This is a genomic window from Kitasatospora sp. NPDC054939 (assembly GCF_053610105.1).
The window spans coordinates 24781-36769 of the sequence record NZ_JBSGXP010000018.1; the positions used below are offsets into that span (position 1 = coordinate 24781).

The following is an 11989-nucleotide window of genomic DNA, read 5'->3' on the forward strand; positions in this document are numbered from 1 at the left end:
CCGCCTGGGATCCCCCAGACCCGTACGCACCGCGAGGTCCCTCCCCCGCGGGTCCCTGCCGGTGGGCCCGAGGGGGTCACCCCCCAGGGTCTAGTCACCCTCCGTGCCCGCCGGCAGGTCCCAGCCCATGGCGATCAGGGCCTCTCGGGTGCCCGGGCCCAGTACGTAGCGTGGCAGTGGGTCACTCAGGGTCGTGACATCGACCAGCGGGGCCGGCTCGGGGGCGCCAAGCAGCGGCTGGCCGATGACCTGGGTGCGGATGAAGTCCATGCACTCGGCCTCGGAGCGGAACCACATGCCTGTGCTGACCATGAGGCCTTCGAGTTGGAGCACCGCCTGCCACGGGTAGCCAGGGCTGAAGCCTTCGCCTTCGGTCTCGAAGCAGGCGAACCAGCCGGCGCTCATGTGTTCCACCCTCCTGGCTGGTGCTGTGCGGTCTCTCGGCTGTGGCAGCTGTGGCAGAGGCCGCGGCCGTGTTTCGGGTCGTCGGGGTCGTGGCCGCGCTCGACCAGCTCGCGCCGGCTGAGCGGGTGGTGGTCGGCGTGCTGGCTGGGCTTGGCGCGGCAGAGGACGCAGACGGGGTCGCGGGCGAGGACGGCCGGCCGGAATCGGGTGCGGTGCCGCTGGCCGTAGCCGCGCTGGGTGGTGGTGCCGCGGGCTCGGTCTGCTTCGGCGCGGTGGGTCGGGCAGCGTCCGCCGTCGGTGAGTTCGGGGCATCCGGGGACGGTGCACACGGTGTGTGCTCGTCGTCTGGTCACGGTGATCACCTGCCTCTACGCTGGCGCCTTCGACTGGAGGGGGTTGTGATGGCGTCTCAGGTGATTCAGGGTGTGGTCGTGGGCGGGCTGACGCTGGTGGTCGGCGGGTTCGCGCTGGGGTTCTTTCCTGTGGGCGACGATTGCGGGTCGCCGTGGTCGCCTAAGGAGTCGAGTTACCTGCGGACCGTGTCGGCGGAGTGCACGCTGAAGGTTGCGGAGCGGCAGGCGCCAGCGTGGATGTTGCTCGTTGGCGGGGCCGCGGCGTTGTTCGGGGGCCTGGCGGCCCGGCCGAAGCCGGAGCCGGAGCCGAGGGTGTCCGGGCGGGAGCCCGCACCGGTCGGTGAGGGCGAGGGCCCGCTCGTGCCGTAGCGGTCAGACGCGGGGCGGCCAGGACCACGTGCCCGGCTCGGTGCCCTCGGGCCGGGTGGTGGCCCAGTGGGCGTCCACGCCGTCGAGGTGGACCTGCAGGTTGCAGCCGGCCGGGAAGGCTCGGGTGATGACGGCGGGGTAGCTGTCGCCGGCGGTGACCATGCTGCCGAGGGTGGCGACGTCGATGCGGTCGCGGGTGGCTCGGCCTGCGCGACGGCGGTTGATTGCGTCGGCGTCGTGCTGGTCGAGTGTGTAGAGCACGGTGCGGCCGATGGTGGGCTGGGCCAACGGATCCTCCGGGTCAGGCTGCGATGGTGCGGTGGGCCTTCGCGCGGGTGCGGGCCTCGGCGCGGGCGACGTCGAGCTGGGCGTAGAGCGGGCGATCGTGGTCGTCCAGGCCGACGGGCTCCAGGAGGCCTCGGTGTCGCCAGCTGCGGATGGTGGGGGGCTTGACACCGCAGAGGGCGGCGGCCTCGGCCGTGGTCATCAGCACAGTGGCCTCCTCCGGGGAACGACGAAGGGCCCGACGCTGGTCGGGCCCTTCTGGAAGCGGACGCAGTTGTTCTGCTGGCATCAGCGTTGCACAGCGTGCCGATCACGCGCAAGCGCCTTGATCCAGTGGACGTCGGAGCGGGCGGGGTCGCCCGGGTCGTCCTTGATCAAGTACCCCTCTCGGGGCCCCTCTCCGGCAGACTGTTGCTGTTGCTGTTGCTCGGTCTGACCAGCAGCAACACCTGCGAGAAGGGGTTGCAGAGCGGCCGGGGGGAGAGGGGGCAGATCCTCCCGCCGAACGCCGGTCGACACCCCGCGGTCCTTGACGCGCACCCCGCGGTTGACGGGGACGCCGGCGGCCTTGCACAGCGCGCGGATGCGGTCGGTCGCGGTCTCATCCCCGAGGATCGCGGCGGCGAGCTGGGCGAGGTGCAGCCCCTTCTCCGTGCCGATGGTCAGGTGGAGGGCGGCGAGGAACGCGGTCGCGTCCTTCCCCGCCGGCCCGTCCTCGGCCGTCTCGGCGGCGGGCGGGGTGGCGCACCAGGAGGCGATGAGCCAGCCGGCAGCGAGCGGCCACCAGAGCACGGGAGCGGCGGCGAGCATCCCGGCGGCGAACGCGGCGCCGGACACGGTGCCGATGATGCGGGCGATGCCGGACTTGATGCCGTCCCGGGCCCACCAGTCGGTGACGCGGTGGAGGAGCACTCCCCCGCCGGCCAGCGCGCGGCCGGTCACTGGATGGCCATCGTGACGACGGCGCCGGCGGCGTTGACGGCGGAGGCGAGCGGGACGGCGGCGGCCCCGGCGACGGTGCCGGACAGGCCGAGGCAGGCGCCGGCGAGGGAGCCGACGGCGAGCTTGCGCGGGGAGATGGCCGTCGCCCACTTCGCCAGGCAGAGGATGGTCACGGTGAGCAGGAGGACGACGACATACCCGCCGCTGGTGAGGGCGACCTGCTGGGCCCGGGTGGTGTCGGAGGTGGAGCCGCCCACGCCGAAGACGAGAGCCAGGTCCCCGAGGCCGCTGGCACCCCACAGGGCGATGCCGAATGTGCCGGAGAGGAGGCCGCCGGTGGAGATGATGCCGATCATGCCGTAGGCGATGGCGAGGAGGTACGGGACGGCGGCGGCCGGCTTGTGCGCCTCGTGGAACCACCAGCGCACGCCGATGCCGATGACGATGCTGATGCCGACGCAGAGGCCGCCGAGAGTGACCGTGTTCATGGGGGGCCTACCTGAGGATGAGGGGGAGGGCGAGGAGGGTGAGGGCGGCCCAGATGCCGCACGCGGTGCGCAGGGTGACCGTGGGGCCGTGGGGGTGCACGGCGGCGAGGACGGTGAGCGCGAGCGCGGCGGGGACCGCCCAGAGGAGGGCGGCGTTCACACGTAGCCTCCGTTCCCGTGGCGCCGCTCGTGCGCGGCCTTCTTCTCCTGGTTGGCGTCCTCCTCGGCCTTGCGGGCCCGGGAGAGTGCAGTCCGCACGTACGCGGCGTCGGTCGCCATTCCCTGGAGCGCCAGCTGCTGGACGATGGTCCGCGCGTCGGCGTCGAGTCCGCCGAGGTGCCTGGCCATGAGGGTGACCGCTCGCGCGACGGTCAGGCCGCCGACCTGGGGCGCATCACCGCGCATCATCGCGCGGGCGGGGTCGAGGGCGGGGTGCTCGTCGACGGTCGGAGGCGCGGTGACACGGTCAAGGCGGACGCTCGGGACGGCGCGCTCGATCAGGAGGGCGACGTGCTCGGGGGTGAGGTTGACCCGGTAGGTGGCGAGGATCTCGGCGATCTCGGCGTCGGTCGCGTTCGGGTTGGCGGCGGCGACGCGCTGGACGGCGGCCGTGGGGCCGATCTCGGCGAACTGCTCGGCGATGACGTCCTCGGCGGACCGGGCGGGGAGGGCAGATGCGGGCGGATGCGCCACGGATGCGCCGCTGGTCACGTGGGTGACGGCCCGGGTGCGTACGGCGGTGGTCGCCTCCTCGTGAGCGAGGAGCCAGCCCCAGAACCCGAAGGAGGGGAGCCGGAATGCGTCCTCGCCGCGGGCGGCGCGGGCGGCGGCCCGGTCGGCGTTCCAGGAGAGGGCGGAGACGACCAGCAGGCCGACAGCGGGGGAGGCATAGAGGACTTCGGCGGGTCGGCCGCCGTTCGCGATGTCGGCGTGGACGAGGTTGAGGTAGACCGACGTGGCGGCCATGCCGAGGGCGGCGAGGACGCTGGGGGCGGCGGAGCGGCCGGCGCGGATGGCGTCACTCGCGGAGCGGAGGCAGAGGTAAGCGATGCCGTCGAAGACGAGGCCGGCGCCGACGGCGAGCCAGTGCGGGACACCGTAGTGGCGGGCGACGACGTAGAGGGACCAGGCGGCCATGCAGGCGGCAGCGGTGCGGACGAGGGCCATGGCGACCTGTCGGCCGAGGTTGGCGGCGACGCGTCGGACGTAGTCGACCTGGGGGGTGGCGGTCATGGTTGGTGTGCTCCGGGGAGGCAGTGGCAGCGAAGGATGTCCTTCGCTGCCGCGAGAGGAGGGGCTTGGTGTTGGTCAGGCGAAGCGGAGGAAGTCGGCCGTCACGTCGTCGCCGTGCTCGCTGGTCACCGTGATGGCGGACACGGTCTCGGCCGCCGCGAGCAGGACGGTGGCCAGCTCGACGCTGTGTCGGTCGAGGGCCTTGCCGTGCTGTCGGCCGTCGGTGGTGAAGGTCACCAGGTAGACGGGCTGCGGGGTCCACTCCAGCCCCTTGTCGGTCAGGGAGATCCACGCGGGGCGGGTCGGGGTGGACGGCGACATGTGGATGAGGCCGGCGCGCTGAGCGGTGCGGAGTGCGGCGAGGAGGCCGGTCTTGCCGGTGTCCTGGCGCATCCGGTCCGCGACCACGTTCGCGGGGCCGGACGGGTGGGTCTGCAGGTAGCTGACGAGGTCGGCGACGGTGCTGGCCTGGCGGGTGGCGGTGGTGAGCATTGGGTTCCTCCCCTGGGTGGCGGTGGGTGCCTGCCTTCCTCCATAATTGCATCATGAAGTTGCAACGTCAAGATGCATCACGAAGCGGCAAGCGTCGCCCCTACCAGCGATGGAACATCGCGTGGCATCATCAGGGCATGACCAGCACTGACGACCAGCAGGCGGCACGCACCCGGCTCGCTGAGCTCAGCGCTGCCTACGCCGCCGCCGAAGCCGCCCTCGACACCGCCCGCGACGCACTGAACGCCGGCATCGTCGACGTCCTCAAAGCCCGGGCCCTCGGCCCGTCCGAGGTGACGCGCATCGTGCCGTACGAGCGCCAGCATGTCGGCCGCATCGCCAAGGCCGGCGGAGTTCCACCGCTCCGCGAGCGCACCGTCGTCAGCGCCAAGAAGGCGACCCCTGTCGACGGCTGATCAGCCCGCATCACGGCGCATCACGGCCCCGCCCGGGCGACTCGGGCGGGGCCGTTGCTGTGCTCTGACCTGCGGCGCATCAGTGCCGCATCACTGGCGCATCACGCTGCGGTGAGTTCGCCGATGGTCTGCTCGACGCTTGCGGTGTACTCGGCCGGCTCGAACGTGTTGCGGCACGCGAGGCACTCGCGGACGCCGTCCGTACGCTCACACAGGCCCAGGACGCGGCAGGACGGGCACGCGCTGCGGACGGGACGCGCCGGCCGGGGCCCGACGCCGGTGATGCTGCTGAGGTGGTGGTGGAGCTCGGCGACTTCCTCGGCCAGGTCCTCGGCGTACGGCCGGAGGACGGCGTAGTCGAGGTGGAACCGGAGCGCCGCGGTCGCCGTGGCGGCGGCGTGCTCGCTGTCGAGGGCGTAGGGGAGGCGCGGGCCCGCCGGGACGCGGACCCAGCCGGTCCAGTCGTTGGCCTTCCGGCGGTCCTCAACGACCGCCGCGGCCCAGCTGGTGAGGATGGCCAGCGTCGGCGTGCCGTCGCGCCGGGGGCCGAGCTCGTCGAGCGCGGCCAGGCGGCACGGCAGCGGCGGGGTGCGGGTAGCGCCGGTAACGCGGTCACCTTGAGCGCCGGCGGCCGGCAGCAGCGCGAGGTGGGTGTGGGCGATGAGCACGGGCATCTCGCCGAGGTGGGTCCGGAGGCGGGCGGTGTACGGGGCGGTGAGCATGTCCGGTCTCCTGGTACTGGGCGGTGCGGGAACGGGCGATCAGGCGCAGATGGTGCAGCGGTGGCCGGCGTCCTCGCTCTCGTGGCACCGGTCGACGCAGGAGCGGCAGTAGTCGCTGTGGTGGTGGCGGGCGCGGCCGTCGAACCGCGTGTCGGTGTGGTCGAACTGGCGGCCGCAGCGGGCGCAGGTGTCGCAGCAGATGCCCATGCAGGTGTCGGGGTCGTGGTCGAGGGGCGGGGTGTTCATCGGGTGGTCTCCGTCGGGTGGGGTGGTCAGGTGGTGCTGCCGGGCCGGGGGATGAGGCCGCTGTCCTCGGCGGCCTCGCGGGTGGGCTGGTGGTGCTCGGGGTCCTGGCCGTCGCGGGCGCCGCCGAGGGCGAGGCCGATCACGAGGGCGGCCATGCCGGCGACCATCAGGCCGCCGGCGACCGCGGCAACGTCGGTCACGCGCCGCTGCCCTGGCCGCAGGTCTGGCTGTGCCGGTCGACCCGACAGACCGCGCACAGGCCGGTGAACCGGGTCCGACTCCCGCAGGCGGTGCAGACGCTGGCCGGGCGGGGGGTCGACTCGCGGCCACCGGCCATCGAGGCGGCACACGCGGGGCAAATGCCCTCGGGCAGCTCGCCGACGGCGCTGGTCTGGGTGAGGGCCTCGGGGACGACGGCGAGTTCGTCGCACGCGGTGAAGGTGAGGGTGCCGGGCTCGGGGTCGGGGAGGAAGATCGGGGTCGGGATGATGTGTCTGAACGTGGGGTCGGCGGTGGCGTAGGGGCTGGGCGGGTTGGGGGCGATGCGAACCACGGTGTCTCCTCGGGTTGGGCCCGCCCGCGGTGTGCGGGCGGGCGTCAGACGGCGGGGGCCTGCTGGCTGGTTACGGCCGCGAGGACGGCGTCCGCGAGCTGTCGCCGGATGCTGATCGGGACGAAGTAGCCGGCCCTGGCCAGGGTGTGGCTGGCGGCGTTGAAGGCGAGGGCCCGGTGGTCGGCGGGGGCCGCCGGGTCGGCCGGGTTGGGGTCGGTGAGGGCGAGGAGGATCTCGGCGGCCTCCGCACCGGGGTCGGTGCAGTCGGCGAGCCAGCCGGCCTTGTAGCGGAGCAACGCGGCAGCCTCGGCGAGTGCGGCAGTCCGGGCGTTGGCGGGCTCGGCGCGGAGTTGCTGGCTGGTCACAGGCCCTCCCCTGCGGTGGCGCGGGTGGCGAGCCGGATCGCCCGGGCGCGGGCCTGCAGGTCGATCGACTCCCGGCGCCGGACAGCACGGGCCTCGACCTGCTCGGGCGAGTTCCACCACGTCGAGTAGACGCCGTGCTGCGGGCAGTCTCGGTGCCACTCGCGGTGCTCGGTGACCTCCATGCCGACGGCGAGACGGCCGCAGGTACAAACGGTGGCGGCGACCCAGTCGCGGATGGTCTTCTCCATCTCGGCCAGCGCGGCGTTGCCCTTGGCCTGCGCGGCGAGGTTCTCGTCGCTGTCGGTCAGGGTGGAGTGGGCCTTGCGAAGCGCGCGCTGGTAGCGGCCCTGGGCGGGCTTGATCTCGTCGAGGAGCTGCCAGAAGGTCTGGTAGGTGCGGGGGGTGAAGTCGGGCAGTTCCACGGCGGGGCTCCAGGGGGTCTGTGCGGCCTGCGGGGCCGGTGGGTGGTCAGGTGGTGGGCTGGAGGAGGCGTATCGAGGTGGGACCGGTACGGAGGGTCAGGAGGGTGCCGGTGCCGTCGGTGAGGACCGCGGCGCCGATGCGGACGAGTGCGGTGTCGGGGAGTCGGCCGAGCCAGGCGCAGAGCGCGGGCAGGTCCTCGGCCGGGATGGTGTGGCGCCAGGGGGTGACGTGGGAGGCGGAGGCCAGACGGGGGGCGTGGCCGGGGCCCGCGGTGACGAGGATGCCGCCGAGGTCGGGGAGGGCGGTGAGAGCGAGGGGACCGGGCTGGGTGAGGAGCCAGGTCAGGCCGCTGGCGGGGAGTGCGCTGCTGCCTGCGGTCTGGGTGGTGCGCTGGTTCATCGGGGGCTCCGTGACTGGTCTGGGTGGTGCGGCTGGCCGCCAAGAGGCTGGCGGCCGACGGAGGGTTGCGGCGGGCCGTCAGCTCTGGTCGGCGATCAGGTGCCAGGCCGGGTCCGGGTGGTCGGCGTAGTCGAGCTCGATGCAGGCGTGGTGCAGGCGCGCGTCGCGCTCGGCCTGCCCAGCCGGGTCGAACGGCGCGACGATCACCGTCTCGCCCATATCGGCGCTGGCGTAGTCCGTGCAGACGTAGGTGGTGTCGCGGTCGTAGGGGCCCTCGCTGGCGTGGCCGACACCCTCGTGGTGGTCGAGGATGGCGTCGCGGAGTTCCTCGCCCCGCCACCCGGCGGCGTCGTGGGAGTCGGGCAGAGGGATGCCGTACAGCAGGACGGCGCTGTTGTAGATGCCCATCGGGGTGGCTCCTTCGGGTAGGTGGCACTGTCGCGGCCTGGAGGGCCGTGACGGTCACGGGCGCGGACAGTCAGAGGCCGAGGGCGGCGTAGGCGGCGCGGTGGGAGGCGCGGGTGCGGGCGTCGTCGAGGTGGCCCCCGAGCAAGCAGTGGGGCCGGTCGCACGCGACGGTGACGTGGCCCTCGGGCTCCCGGCCGTAGTGAACGCGGAAGGCGAGACGGCCGGGGGAGTAGATCTCTCGGCCGTGGCACAGCCGCGGGGCACCGCGGTGCGTCGAACCGGTCCACACCAGGTGGCCGTCGTCGGTTGGCCGGGCGAGCGCGGCGACCTTGGCCTCGGGGCTGTCGTACTCGGGCCGGACGGGGCCGTCGGACGGGGTGGTCATGGTGTCGACCTGGTGGGCGGGGGCGACACACGTCGCGTCGCCGCAGCCGGGCCGCGCGTGGCCGACGGGGGCGGCGCCGTCGTGGTGGAGCTGGTAGGCGATGCGGCGGGCGCTGTAGTGCGTGCTGCCGACGCTGAATGCGGGCGTGGTGCGCCGGCGGCGCCCAGTCCAGATGAGGTGGCCGTCCGGGCCTGCCTCGGTGTGCAGGCGGAACGCGGCCTCCAACTCCGGGGTGATCGGGGGTGCCGGGCGCTGGGGCTGCGGGATGCCGAGGTCCGTACGCAGCGCTCGGACCTGCTGGCGACCAACGCTGAGTGCGCGGCTGATGGCGAAGTCGGTGAGGCCGGCGCGCAGGAGGGTGATTGCGGTGGTGCGGTCGAAGGGGGTCATCGCGGGTCCTCGGGGTGGTCGTCCTCGATGTCGGCGGGTGTGATTTGCCAGCCGGCATCGGCGAGGGCGTGGGTGATCTGGTCGGTGAGCGCGTCGGGGTCGAGGTGCTGGCCGTCGACCGCGGCGGCGCGGATGGTCTGGACGGCGGCAGCCGGGATCCCGGTCACCGGGTGTGTCGCTGGGGGTGGACGCCGGGGTAGGGGCGGCCGGCCTCGGTGCGGCAGGGGATGCCGGGTTCGACCTGGCAGGCCGGGCAGACGGCGGTGGCCACGAGGCGTGCGTCGGTCTGGCGGGAGTCGTGCGGGGAGGCGAGGACGGCGCGGGTGCTGCGGAGGCGGCAGGGGCGTCCGGGGGCAGCTCCGCAGTGGCCGCAGTGCACGGTGAGCGCGGGGTGCTGCAGGGCGCGGAGGTGGGCGCGGAGGCTGGCGGGCATCGGGCGGCCCATCAGGCGGCCCTGCTCGCGTCGAGGCGGGCCGGGTGGACGTCGGCCATGCGTCGGCGCTGGTAGGTGGTGTGGCAGGGCCGTCCCGCCGGGGCCTGGCATCGAGGGCACTCGACTCCGAGGGGGCCGGGGCGTCGGACGGCCGCGTGTTCGGCGGGGATCGTCCGACCGACGCTGGAGATGAGTTCGGCGACCGGTCGGCGGCGGAGGGGCTCCCCGAGGGCCGCGCGGTTCCGCTGGGCGCGGAGAGCGTCAAGGTAGGCGGGGACGTCGTCGGGGTCGGCGTCGGGGACCTCGGCGGCCAGACCGGGCCCCTGGAGGTCCGCGGCGGCCTGGTCCCGGAGACGCCGAACGTGTTCGCGGATGTCGGCCGGCATGACCCAGTTGCGGGTGTTGGCGTAGTGGTGCGTCACCGCGGCCTGCGCCTGCTCGTAGTCGATGTCGGCAAGGACGGTCTGCCAGGCGCGGACGTCGGCGTCGCCGACCGTGCGACGGTCGAACGCGGCGGCAAGGGCCAGCAGCGTGGCGGTCTCGGATCGGTTCATTGGGCGGCTTCCTCTCGGGCGTACCGGGCCGCAAGGTCGAGGGCCTGCTGGACGCGCTGGTCGGTGGTGGAGAGCTGGGGAACGGCGCCGACGGCGGCGGGAAGGTAGGCGACGCCGTTGTCCGGCGGGGCCTCCAGGGACTGCCACCCGTCCACCCAGGCGGCGGCGGTGGCCGGAGTCCCCTTCAGCCGGGCGGAGCTTGCGGCGAACGCCACCATCGCGGGCACGCCGACGCGTGTGACGGCCTGCTCGGCGGCCTCCCACTGGGACTCCCGCAGGGCCCAGCCGATGCCCGCGATGCCTGCGGCTGCGACGGCGGTCTTGAGGTCGAGAAGTCGGTCGGGATGGGCTACGGGCCGCTCGGCAGCAGCTCCCCTGTTCCTTCCGAAGGAAGGAACAGGGGGCATGGCAGCGGCATGGGCATCCGCAGCACCGTCGGCGGGGGTGCTGTGTGACGATGCCTGCTGACCTGCGGCGGAGTCCCAAGAATGGGGTTCGTTTCGCTCTCGATTCGCCGAGCTTTCGTCGCTGAAACGAGGACGATTCGAGGCGTTTTCGTCAGCGATTCGGTTCGAGTTTCGGGCGGCGCGGCTCTTCGCAGCCCGGTCTGCGGCGGCCCGCCGGTTCGCCTCGTCCTGAGCCTTGGTGAGGTTCCTGCCGCCCTCGAAGAAGTCGTGAATCACATAGTCGCCGGGGTCCGGCTGCGGGCAGCGGGGGCAAGCGTGGTCGGCCTGGTGCCACAGCCCGACCTTGACCAGCTTGGCCGCCTGGGGGGCGGTGCCGTACAGCTGGGCGATGACCGCCGGGACGACGCCCTCGGTGAGGTGCTGGGCGGAGTAGGAACCGGCGCGCACGAAGAGTCCGATCGCCGCGTTCCCGGCCTTCAGCCACTTCGGGTGGCTGTGGGCCTTGTCGTCGATCTTGAACCACGGCACGGGTGCTCCTGCGAGGGTGGTCGCCCGGGCCGAGCGGACGGTGTCCAGCGCGGCCCGGGCGGGTCGAGTGGGTCAGGCGGCGGACAGGGCCGGCCGACGGAGGTCGCGTCCGCACGCGCACCGGACGCCGTCCTCGGCCTTGAGGTACTTCCAGCGGTGGAAGGGGCACGGCTCGACCAGCAGCGGGCCGGGCGCGTGCTGGACGATCGCGGTGCGGGGGCTGTACGGGCCGCCCATCGCGCGCACGGGGTGCAGGTCCTGGCAGGCGAGACACTGGCCGACCGTCCCCGGCGGGATGGCCTGGGTGAGGTGTTCGGTGCGCGATCCCGGGCAGATCCTGGGCGGGTCGAGGTCGCGCGGCCGGAAGGTGAGCTCGCGTCCGGTCGGTCCGGCGGGCTCCTGGCCGGAGCCGACCGCCCGCCCGTCGCAGGAGCCGCACACCCGGTCGCCCGCCGGCACCGTCTCGCGGGAGAGGAACTGGTCGTCGCGGACGCTGCCGGTGCACCACAGGTGGTAGACGGTCCGGCCGTTGCCGTAGCGGACGCCGGAGCGGACCCGGTGCCAGCGGGACATGCGCTCGGTCCGGACGAGGCGGGGGCCCTCGGTGAGCGGCTCGACGTCCTGGCTGTACAGGCCGAGACTGCTCACGGGCGGAAACAACTGGACCGTCATGCCGTCCTCCTGGTGCTGGTGGTGCTCGGGGTAGGGGCCCGGCCGGTGGCGGCCTGGGCGAGGCGGAAGTCCTGACCGCTGGAGCGGCGCTTGCCGCTGGCGACCGCCCGGGCGTCCACCAGGGCGCTGGCGGACTGCGGGGTCGGGAGCCGCTGGGGGGTGTAGCCGGGGCCGGGCGGCGGCTCGGGTTGGCCGCGCTCGGCGGCCGGGGTGTGGAGGCTGCAGCGCTCGCCGACACCGCCGTACGGGCGGCTCGCCCGGCCGCAGTGCCTGCCCAGCGAGGGCACCCACTGGTTGCAGCTCATCGGCGCCAGGCCGGCGGGAGGCCGACCAGCAGCTGGTCGACCTCCTCACCAACCGGTACGCCGGCGAGCTCCAGCTCGGTGAGGAGACTCATCGCGGCCGTGGTGACCGCCGGGTGCCCGCTCGTCAGGCCGTGGGCGATGTGGTCGGCGACCGTGCGCCGCAGGACCTCGGCCGGATCGGGGTCGGTCTGGGAAGCGGTCATGGCGGCGGTCCTC

At 73.6% G+C, this 11989-nt stretch carries 27 protein-coding genes; 2 read left to right on the forward strand and 25 right to left on the reverse strand.

The features are described from left to right. Window positions 1–90: 90 nt before the first annotated feature. Together ACWGB8_RS07870 and ACWGB8_RS07875 are read right to left on the reverse strand one after the other, a co-directional pair. A complete protein-coding gene (locus tag ACWGB8_RS07870) occupies window positions 91–405 on the reverse strand; it encodes a hypothetical protein (RefSeq protein WP_452211306.1) in 315 nt (104 codons plus the stop codon). Further along, window positions 402–758, reverse strand: coding sequence for a holin (locus ACWGB8_RS07875; RefSeq protein ID WP_452211307.1), 357 nt, complete (start codon window positions 756–758; stop codon window positions 402–404). The genes ACWGB8_RS07870 and ACWGB8_RS07875 overlap by 4 nt, the downstream gene beginning before the upstream one ends. A 48-nt stretch (window positions 759–806) precedes the next feature. Here ACWGB8_RS07875 and ACWGB8_RS07880 point away from each other — a divergent pair, with 48 nt between their 5' ends. Next, window positions 807–1127, forward strand: a complete 321-nt coding sequence (locus ACWGB8_RS07880) for a hypothetical protein (RefSeq protein ID WP_452211309.1) — start codon at window positions 807–809, stop codon at window positions 1125–1127. 3 nt (window positions 1128–1130) lie between these two features. Here ACWGB8_RS07880 and ACWGB8_RS07885 read toward each other — a convergent pair whose 3' ends face one another. From ACWGB8_RS07885 to ACWGB8_RS07915, 7 genes are all read right to left on the reverse strand, one after another. Then, window positions 1131–1415, reverse strand: a complete 285-nt coding sequence (locus ACWGB8_RS07885) for a hypothetical protein (protein ID WP_452211310.1) — start codon at window positions 1413–1415, stop codon at window positions 1131–1133. Window positions 1416–1428: 13 nt separating this feature from the next. After that, a complete protein-coding gene (locus tag ACWGB8_RS07890) occupies window positions 1429–1614 on the reverse strand; it encodes a helix-turn-helix domain-containing protein (RefSeq protein WP_452211312.1) in 186 nt (61 codons plus the stop codon). An 86-nt stretch (window positions 1615–1700) separates the two neighbouring features. Then, window positions 1701–2354, reverse strand: a complete 654-nt coding sequence (locus ACWGB8_RS07895) for a hypothetical protein (protein ID WP_452211314.1) — start codon at window positions 2352–2354, stop codon at window positions 1701–1703. Further along, window positions 2351–2842, reverse strand: a complete 492-nt coding sequence (locus tag ACWGB8_RS07900; RefSeq protein ID WP_452211316.1) for a hypothetical protein — start codon at window positions 2840–2842, stop codon at window positions 2351–2353. The genes ACWGB8_RS07895 and ACWGB8_RS07900 overlap by 4 nt, the downstream gene beginning before the upstream one ends. A 7-nt stretch (window positions 2843–2849) precedes the next feature. Beyond that, window positions 2850–3002, reverse strand: a complete 153-nt coding sequence (locus tag ACWGB8_RS07905) for a hypothetical protein (RefSeq protein ID WP_452211318.1) — start codon at window positions 3000–3002, stop codon at window positions 2850–2852. Next, window positions 2999–4075, reverse strand: a complete 1077-nt coding sequence (locus tag ACWGB8_RS07910) for a hypothetical protein (protein WP_452211320.1) — start codon at window positions 4073–4075, stop codon at window positions 2999–3001. Before ACWGB8_RS07910 ends, ACWGB8_RS07905 begins: the two co-directional genes overlap by 4 nt. Window positions 4076–4150: 75 nt before the next feature. Further along, complete coding sequence (locus ACWGB8_RS07915; protein WP_452211322.1) at window positions 4151–4567, reverse strand: hypothetical protein; 417 nt, start codon at window positions 4565–4567, stop codon at window positions 4151–4153. 137 nt (window positions 4568–4704) lie between these two features. Between ACWGB8_RS07915 and ACWGB8_RS07920 the strand changes: the two genes are divergently transcribed. After that, window positions 4705–4983, forward strand: a complete 279-nt coding sequence (locus tag ACWGB8_RS07920; protein WP_452211324.1) for a hypothetical protein — start codon at window positions 4705–4707, stop codon at window positions 4981–4983. A gap of 101 nt (window positions 4984–5084) precedes the next feature. Here the strand turns inward: ACWGB8_RS07920 and ACWGB8_RS07925 are convergent, their stop codons facing one another. The 16 genes from ACWGB8_RS07925 to ACWGB8_RS08000 form a co-directional block, all read right to left on the reverse strand. Beyond that, a complete protein-coding gene (locus ACWGB8_RS07925; protein WP_452211326.1) occupies window positions 5085–5705 on the reverse strand; it encodes a hypothetical protein in 621 nt (206 codons plus the stop codon). A 39-nt stretch (window positions 5706–5744) separates the two neighbouring features. Further along, complete coding sequence (locus tag ACWGB8_RS07930; RefSeq protein ID WP_452211327.1) at window positions 5745–5951, reverse strand: hypothetical protein; 207 nt, start codon at window positions 5949–5951, stop codon at window positions 5745–5747. 26 nt (window positions 5952–5977) lie between these two features. Further along, window positions 5978–6151, reverse strand: coding sequence for a hypothetical protein (locus ACWGB8_RS07935; RefSeq protein ID WP_452211329.1), 174 nt, complete (start codon window positions 6149–6151; stop codon window positions 5978–5980). Continuing rightward, a complete protein-coding gene (locus ACWGB8_RS07940) occupies window positions 6148–6504 on the reverse strand; it encodes a hypothetical protein (RefSeq protein ID WP_452211330.1) in 357 nt (118 codons plus the stop codon). Before ACWGB8_RS07940 ends, ACWGB8_RS07935 begins: the two co-directional genes overlap by 4 nt. Before the next feature lie 44 nt (window positions 6505–6548). Next, window positions 6549–6869, reverse strand: coding sequence for a hypothetical protein (locus ACWGB8_RS07945; protein ID WP_452211331.1), 321 nt, complete (start codon window positions 6867–6869; stop codon window positions 6549–6551). Further along, window positions 6866–7291 carry a hypothetical protein gene (locus ACWGB8_RS07950; protein ID WP_452211333.1) on the reverse strand — a complete coding sequence of 142 codons (426 nt, stop codon included), beginning with the start codon at window positions 7289–7291 and terminating at the stop codon, window positions 6866–6868. Before ACWGB8_RS07950 ends, ACWGB8_RS07945 begins: the two co-directional genes overlap by 4 nt. A 46-nt stretch (window positions 7292–7337) precedes the next feature. After that, window positions 7338–7691, reverse strand: coding sequence for a hypothetical protein (locus tag ACWGB8_RS07955; protein WP_452211334.1), 354 nt, complete (start codon window positions 7689–7691; stop codon window positions 7338–7340). 78 nt (window positions 7692–7769) lie between these two features. Continuing rightward, window positions 7770–8099: a hypothetical protein gene (locus ACWGB8_RS07960; protein WP_452211336.1), complete on the reverse strand. Its 330-nt coding sequence runs from the start codon at window positions 8097–8099 to the stop codon at window positions 7770–7772. A gap of 70 nt (window positions 8100–8169) precedes the next feature. Then, window positions 8170–8874: a hypothetical protein gene (locus ACWGB8_RS07965; RefSeq protein WP_452211338.1), complete on the reverse strand. Its 705-nt coding sequence runs from the start codon at window positions 8872–8874 to the stop codon at window positions 8170–8172. After that, entirely contained in the window at window positions 8871–9041 is a 171-nt protein-coding gene (locus ACWGB8_RS07970; RefSeq protein WP_452211340.1) for a hypothetical protein, read from the reverse strand. The genes ACWGB8_RS07965 and ACWGB8_RS07970 overlap by 4 nt, the downstream gene beginning before the upstream one ends. Beyond that, entirely contained in the window at window positions 9038–9307 is a 270-nt protein-coding gene (locus ACWGB8_RS07975) for a zinc finger domain-containing protein (protein WP_452211342.1), read from the reverse strand. The genes ACWGB8_RS07970 and ACWGB8_RS07975 overlap by 4 nt, the downstream gene beginning before the upstream one ends. An 11-nt stretch (window positions 9308–9318) precedes the next feature. Then, window positions 9319–9861 (reverse strand): zinc finger domain-containing protein, encoded by a 543-nt coding sequence (locus ACWGB8_RS07980; protein ID WP_452211344.1) that lies wholly within the window; start codon window positions 9859–9861, stop codon window positions 9319–9321. Then, on the reverse strand, window positions 9858–10796 hold the full coding sequence (locus tag ACWGB8_RS07985) for a mucin-2 (protein WP_452211346.1): 939 nt from the start codon (window positions 10794–10796) through the stop codon (window positions 9858–9860). The genes ACWGB8_RS07980 and ACWGB8_RS07985 overlap by 4 nt, the downstream gene beginning before the upstream one ends. A 72-nt stretch (window positions 10797–10868) precedes the next feature. Beyond that, a complete protein-coding gene (locus ACWGB8_RS07990; RefSeq protein ID WP_452211348.1) occupies window positions 10869–11468 on the reverse strand; it encodes a hypothetical protein in 600 nt (199 codons plus the stop codon). Beyond that, window positions 11465–11773 (reverse strand): hypothetical protein, encoded by a 309-nt coding sequence (locus tag ACWGB8_RS07995; protein WP_452211350.1) that lies wholly within the window; start codon window positions 11771–11773, stop codon window positions 11465–11467. The genes ACWGB8_RS07990 and ACWGB8_RS07995 overlap by 4 nt, the downstream gene beginning before the upstream one ends. Then, the gene (locus ACWGB8_RS08000; RefSeq protein WP_452211352.1) at window positions 11770–11976 is read right to left on the reverse strand and encodes a hypothetical protein; all 207 of its coding nucleotides are present in this window, start codon (window positions 11974–11976) and stop codon (window positions 11770–11772) included. Before ACWGB8_RS08000 ends, ACWGB8_RS07995 begins: the two co-directional genes overlap by 4 nt. Between the last annotated feature and the right edge of the window lie 13 nt (window positions 11977–11989).

Bases quoted from the DNA above. Each gene is read 5' to 3' on its own strand.
- ACWGB8_RS07870 (WP_452211306.1), bottom strand. From the start codon at position 405: ATGAGCGCCGGCTGGTTCGCCTGCTTCGAGACCGAAGGCGAAGGCTTC.
- ACWGB8_RS07880 (WP_452211309.1), top strand. From the start codon at position 807: ATGGCGTCTCAGGTGATTCAGGGTGTGGTCGTGGGCGGGCTGACGCTG.
- ACWGB8_RS07890 (WP_452211312.1), bottom strand. From the start codon at position 1,614: ATGACCACGGCCGAGGCCGCCGCCCTCTGCGGTGTCAAGCCCCCCACC.
- ACWGB8_RS07900 (WP_452211316.1), bottom strand. From the start codon at position 2,842: ATGAACACGGTCACTCTCGGCGGCCTCTGCGTCGGCATCAGCATCGTC.
- ACWGB8_RS07910 (WP_452211320.1), bottom strand. From the start codon at position 4,075: ATGACCGCCACCCCCCAGGTCGACTACGTCCGACGCGTCGCCGCCAAC.
- ACWGB8_RS07915 (WP_452211322.1), bottom strand. From the start codon at position 4,567: ATGCTCACCACCGCCACCCGCCAGGCCAGCACCGTCGCCGACCTCGTC.
- ACWGB8_RS07920 (WP_452211324.1), top strand. From the start codon at position 4,705: ATGACCAGCACTGACGACCAGCAGGCGGCACGCACCCGGCTCGCTGAG.
- ACWGB8_RS07925 (WP_452211326.1), bottom strand. From the start codon at position 5,705: ATGCTCACCGCCCCGTACACCGCCCGCCTCCGGACCCACCTCGGCGAG.
- ACWGB8_RS07930 (WP_452211327.1), bottom strand. From the start codon at position 5,951: ATGAACACCCCGCCCCTCGACCACGACCCCGACACCTGCATGGGCATC.
- ACWGB8_RS07955 (WP_452211334.1), bottom strand. From the start codon at position 7,691: ATGAACCAGCGCACCACCCAGACCGCAGGCAGCAGCGCACTCCCCGCC.
- ACWGB8_RS07960 (WP_452211336.1), bottom strand. From the start codon at position 8,099: ATGGGCATCTACAACAGCGCCGTCCTGCTGTACGGCATCCCTCTGCCC.
- ACWGB8_RS07965 (WP_452211338.1), bottom strand. From the start codon at position 8,874: ATGACCCCCTTCGACCGCACCACCGCAATCACCCTCCTGCGCGCCGGC.
- ACWGB8_RS07975 (WP_452211342.1), bottom strand. From the start codon at position 9,307: ATGCCCGCCAGCCTCCGCGCCCACCTCCGCGCCCTGCAGCACCCCGCG.
- ACWGB8_RS07980 (WP_452211344.1), bottom strand. From the start codon at position 9,861: ATGAACCGATCCGAGACCGCCACGCTGCTGGCCCTTGCCGCCGCGTTC.
- ACWGB8_RS07990 (WP_452211348.1), bottom strand. From the start codon at position 11,468: ATGACGGTCCAGTTGTTTCCGCCCGTGAGCAGTCTCGGCCTGTACAGC.
- ACWGB8_RS07995 (WP_452211350.1), bottom strand. From the start codon at position 11,773: ATGAGCTGCAACCAGTGGGTGCCCTCGCTGGGCAGGCACTGCGGCCGG.
- ACWGB8_RS08000 (WP_452211352.1), bottom strand. From the start codon at position 11,976: ATGACCGCTTCCCAGACCGACCCCGATCCGGCCGAGGTCCTGCGGCGC.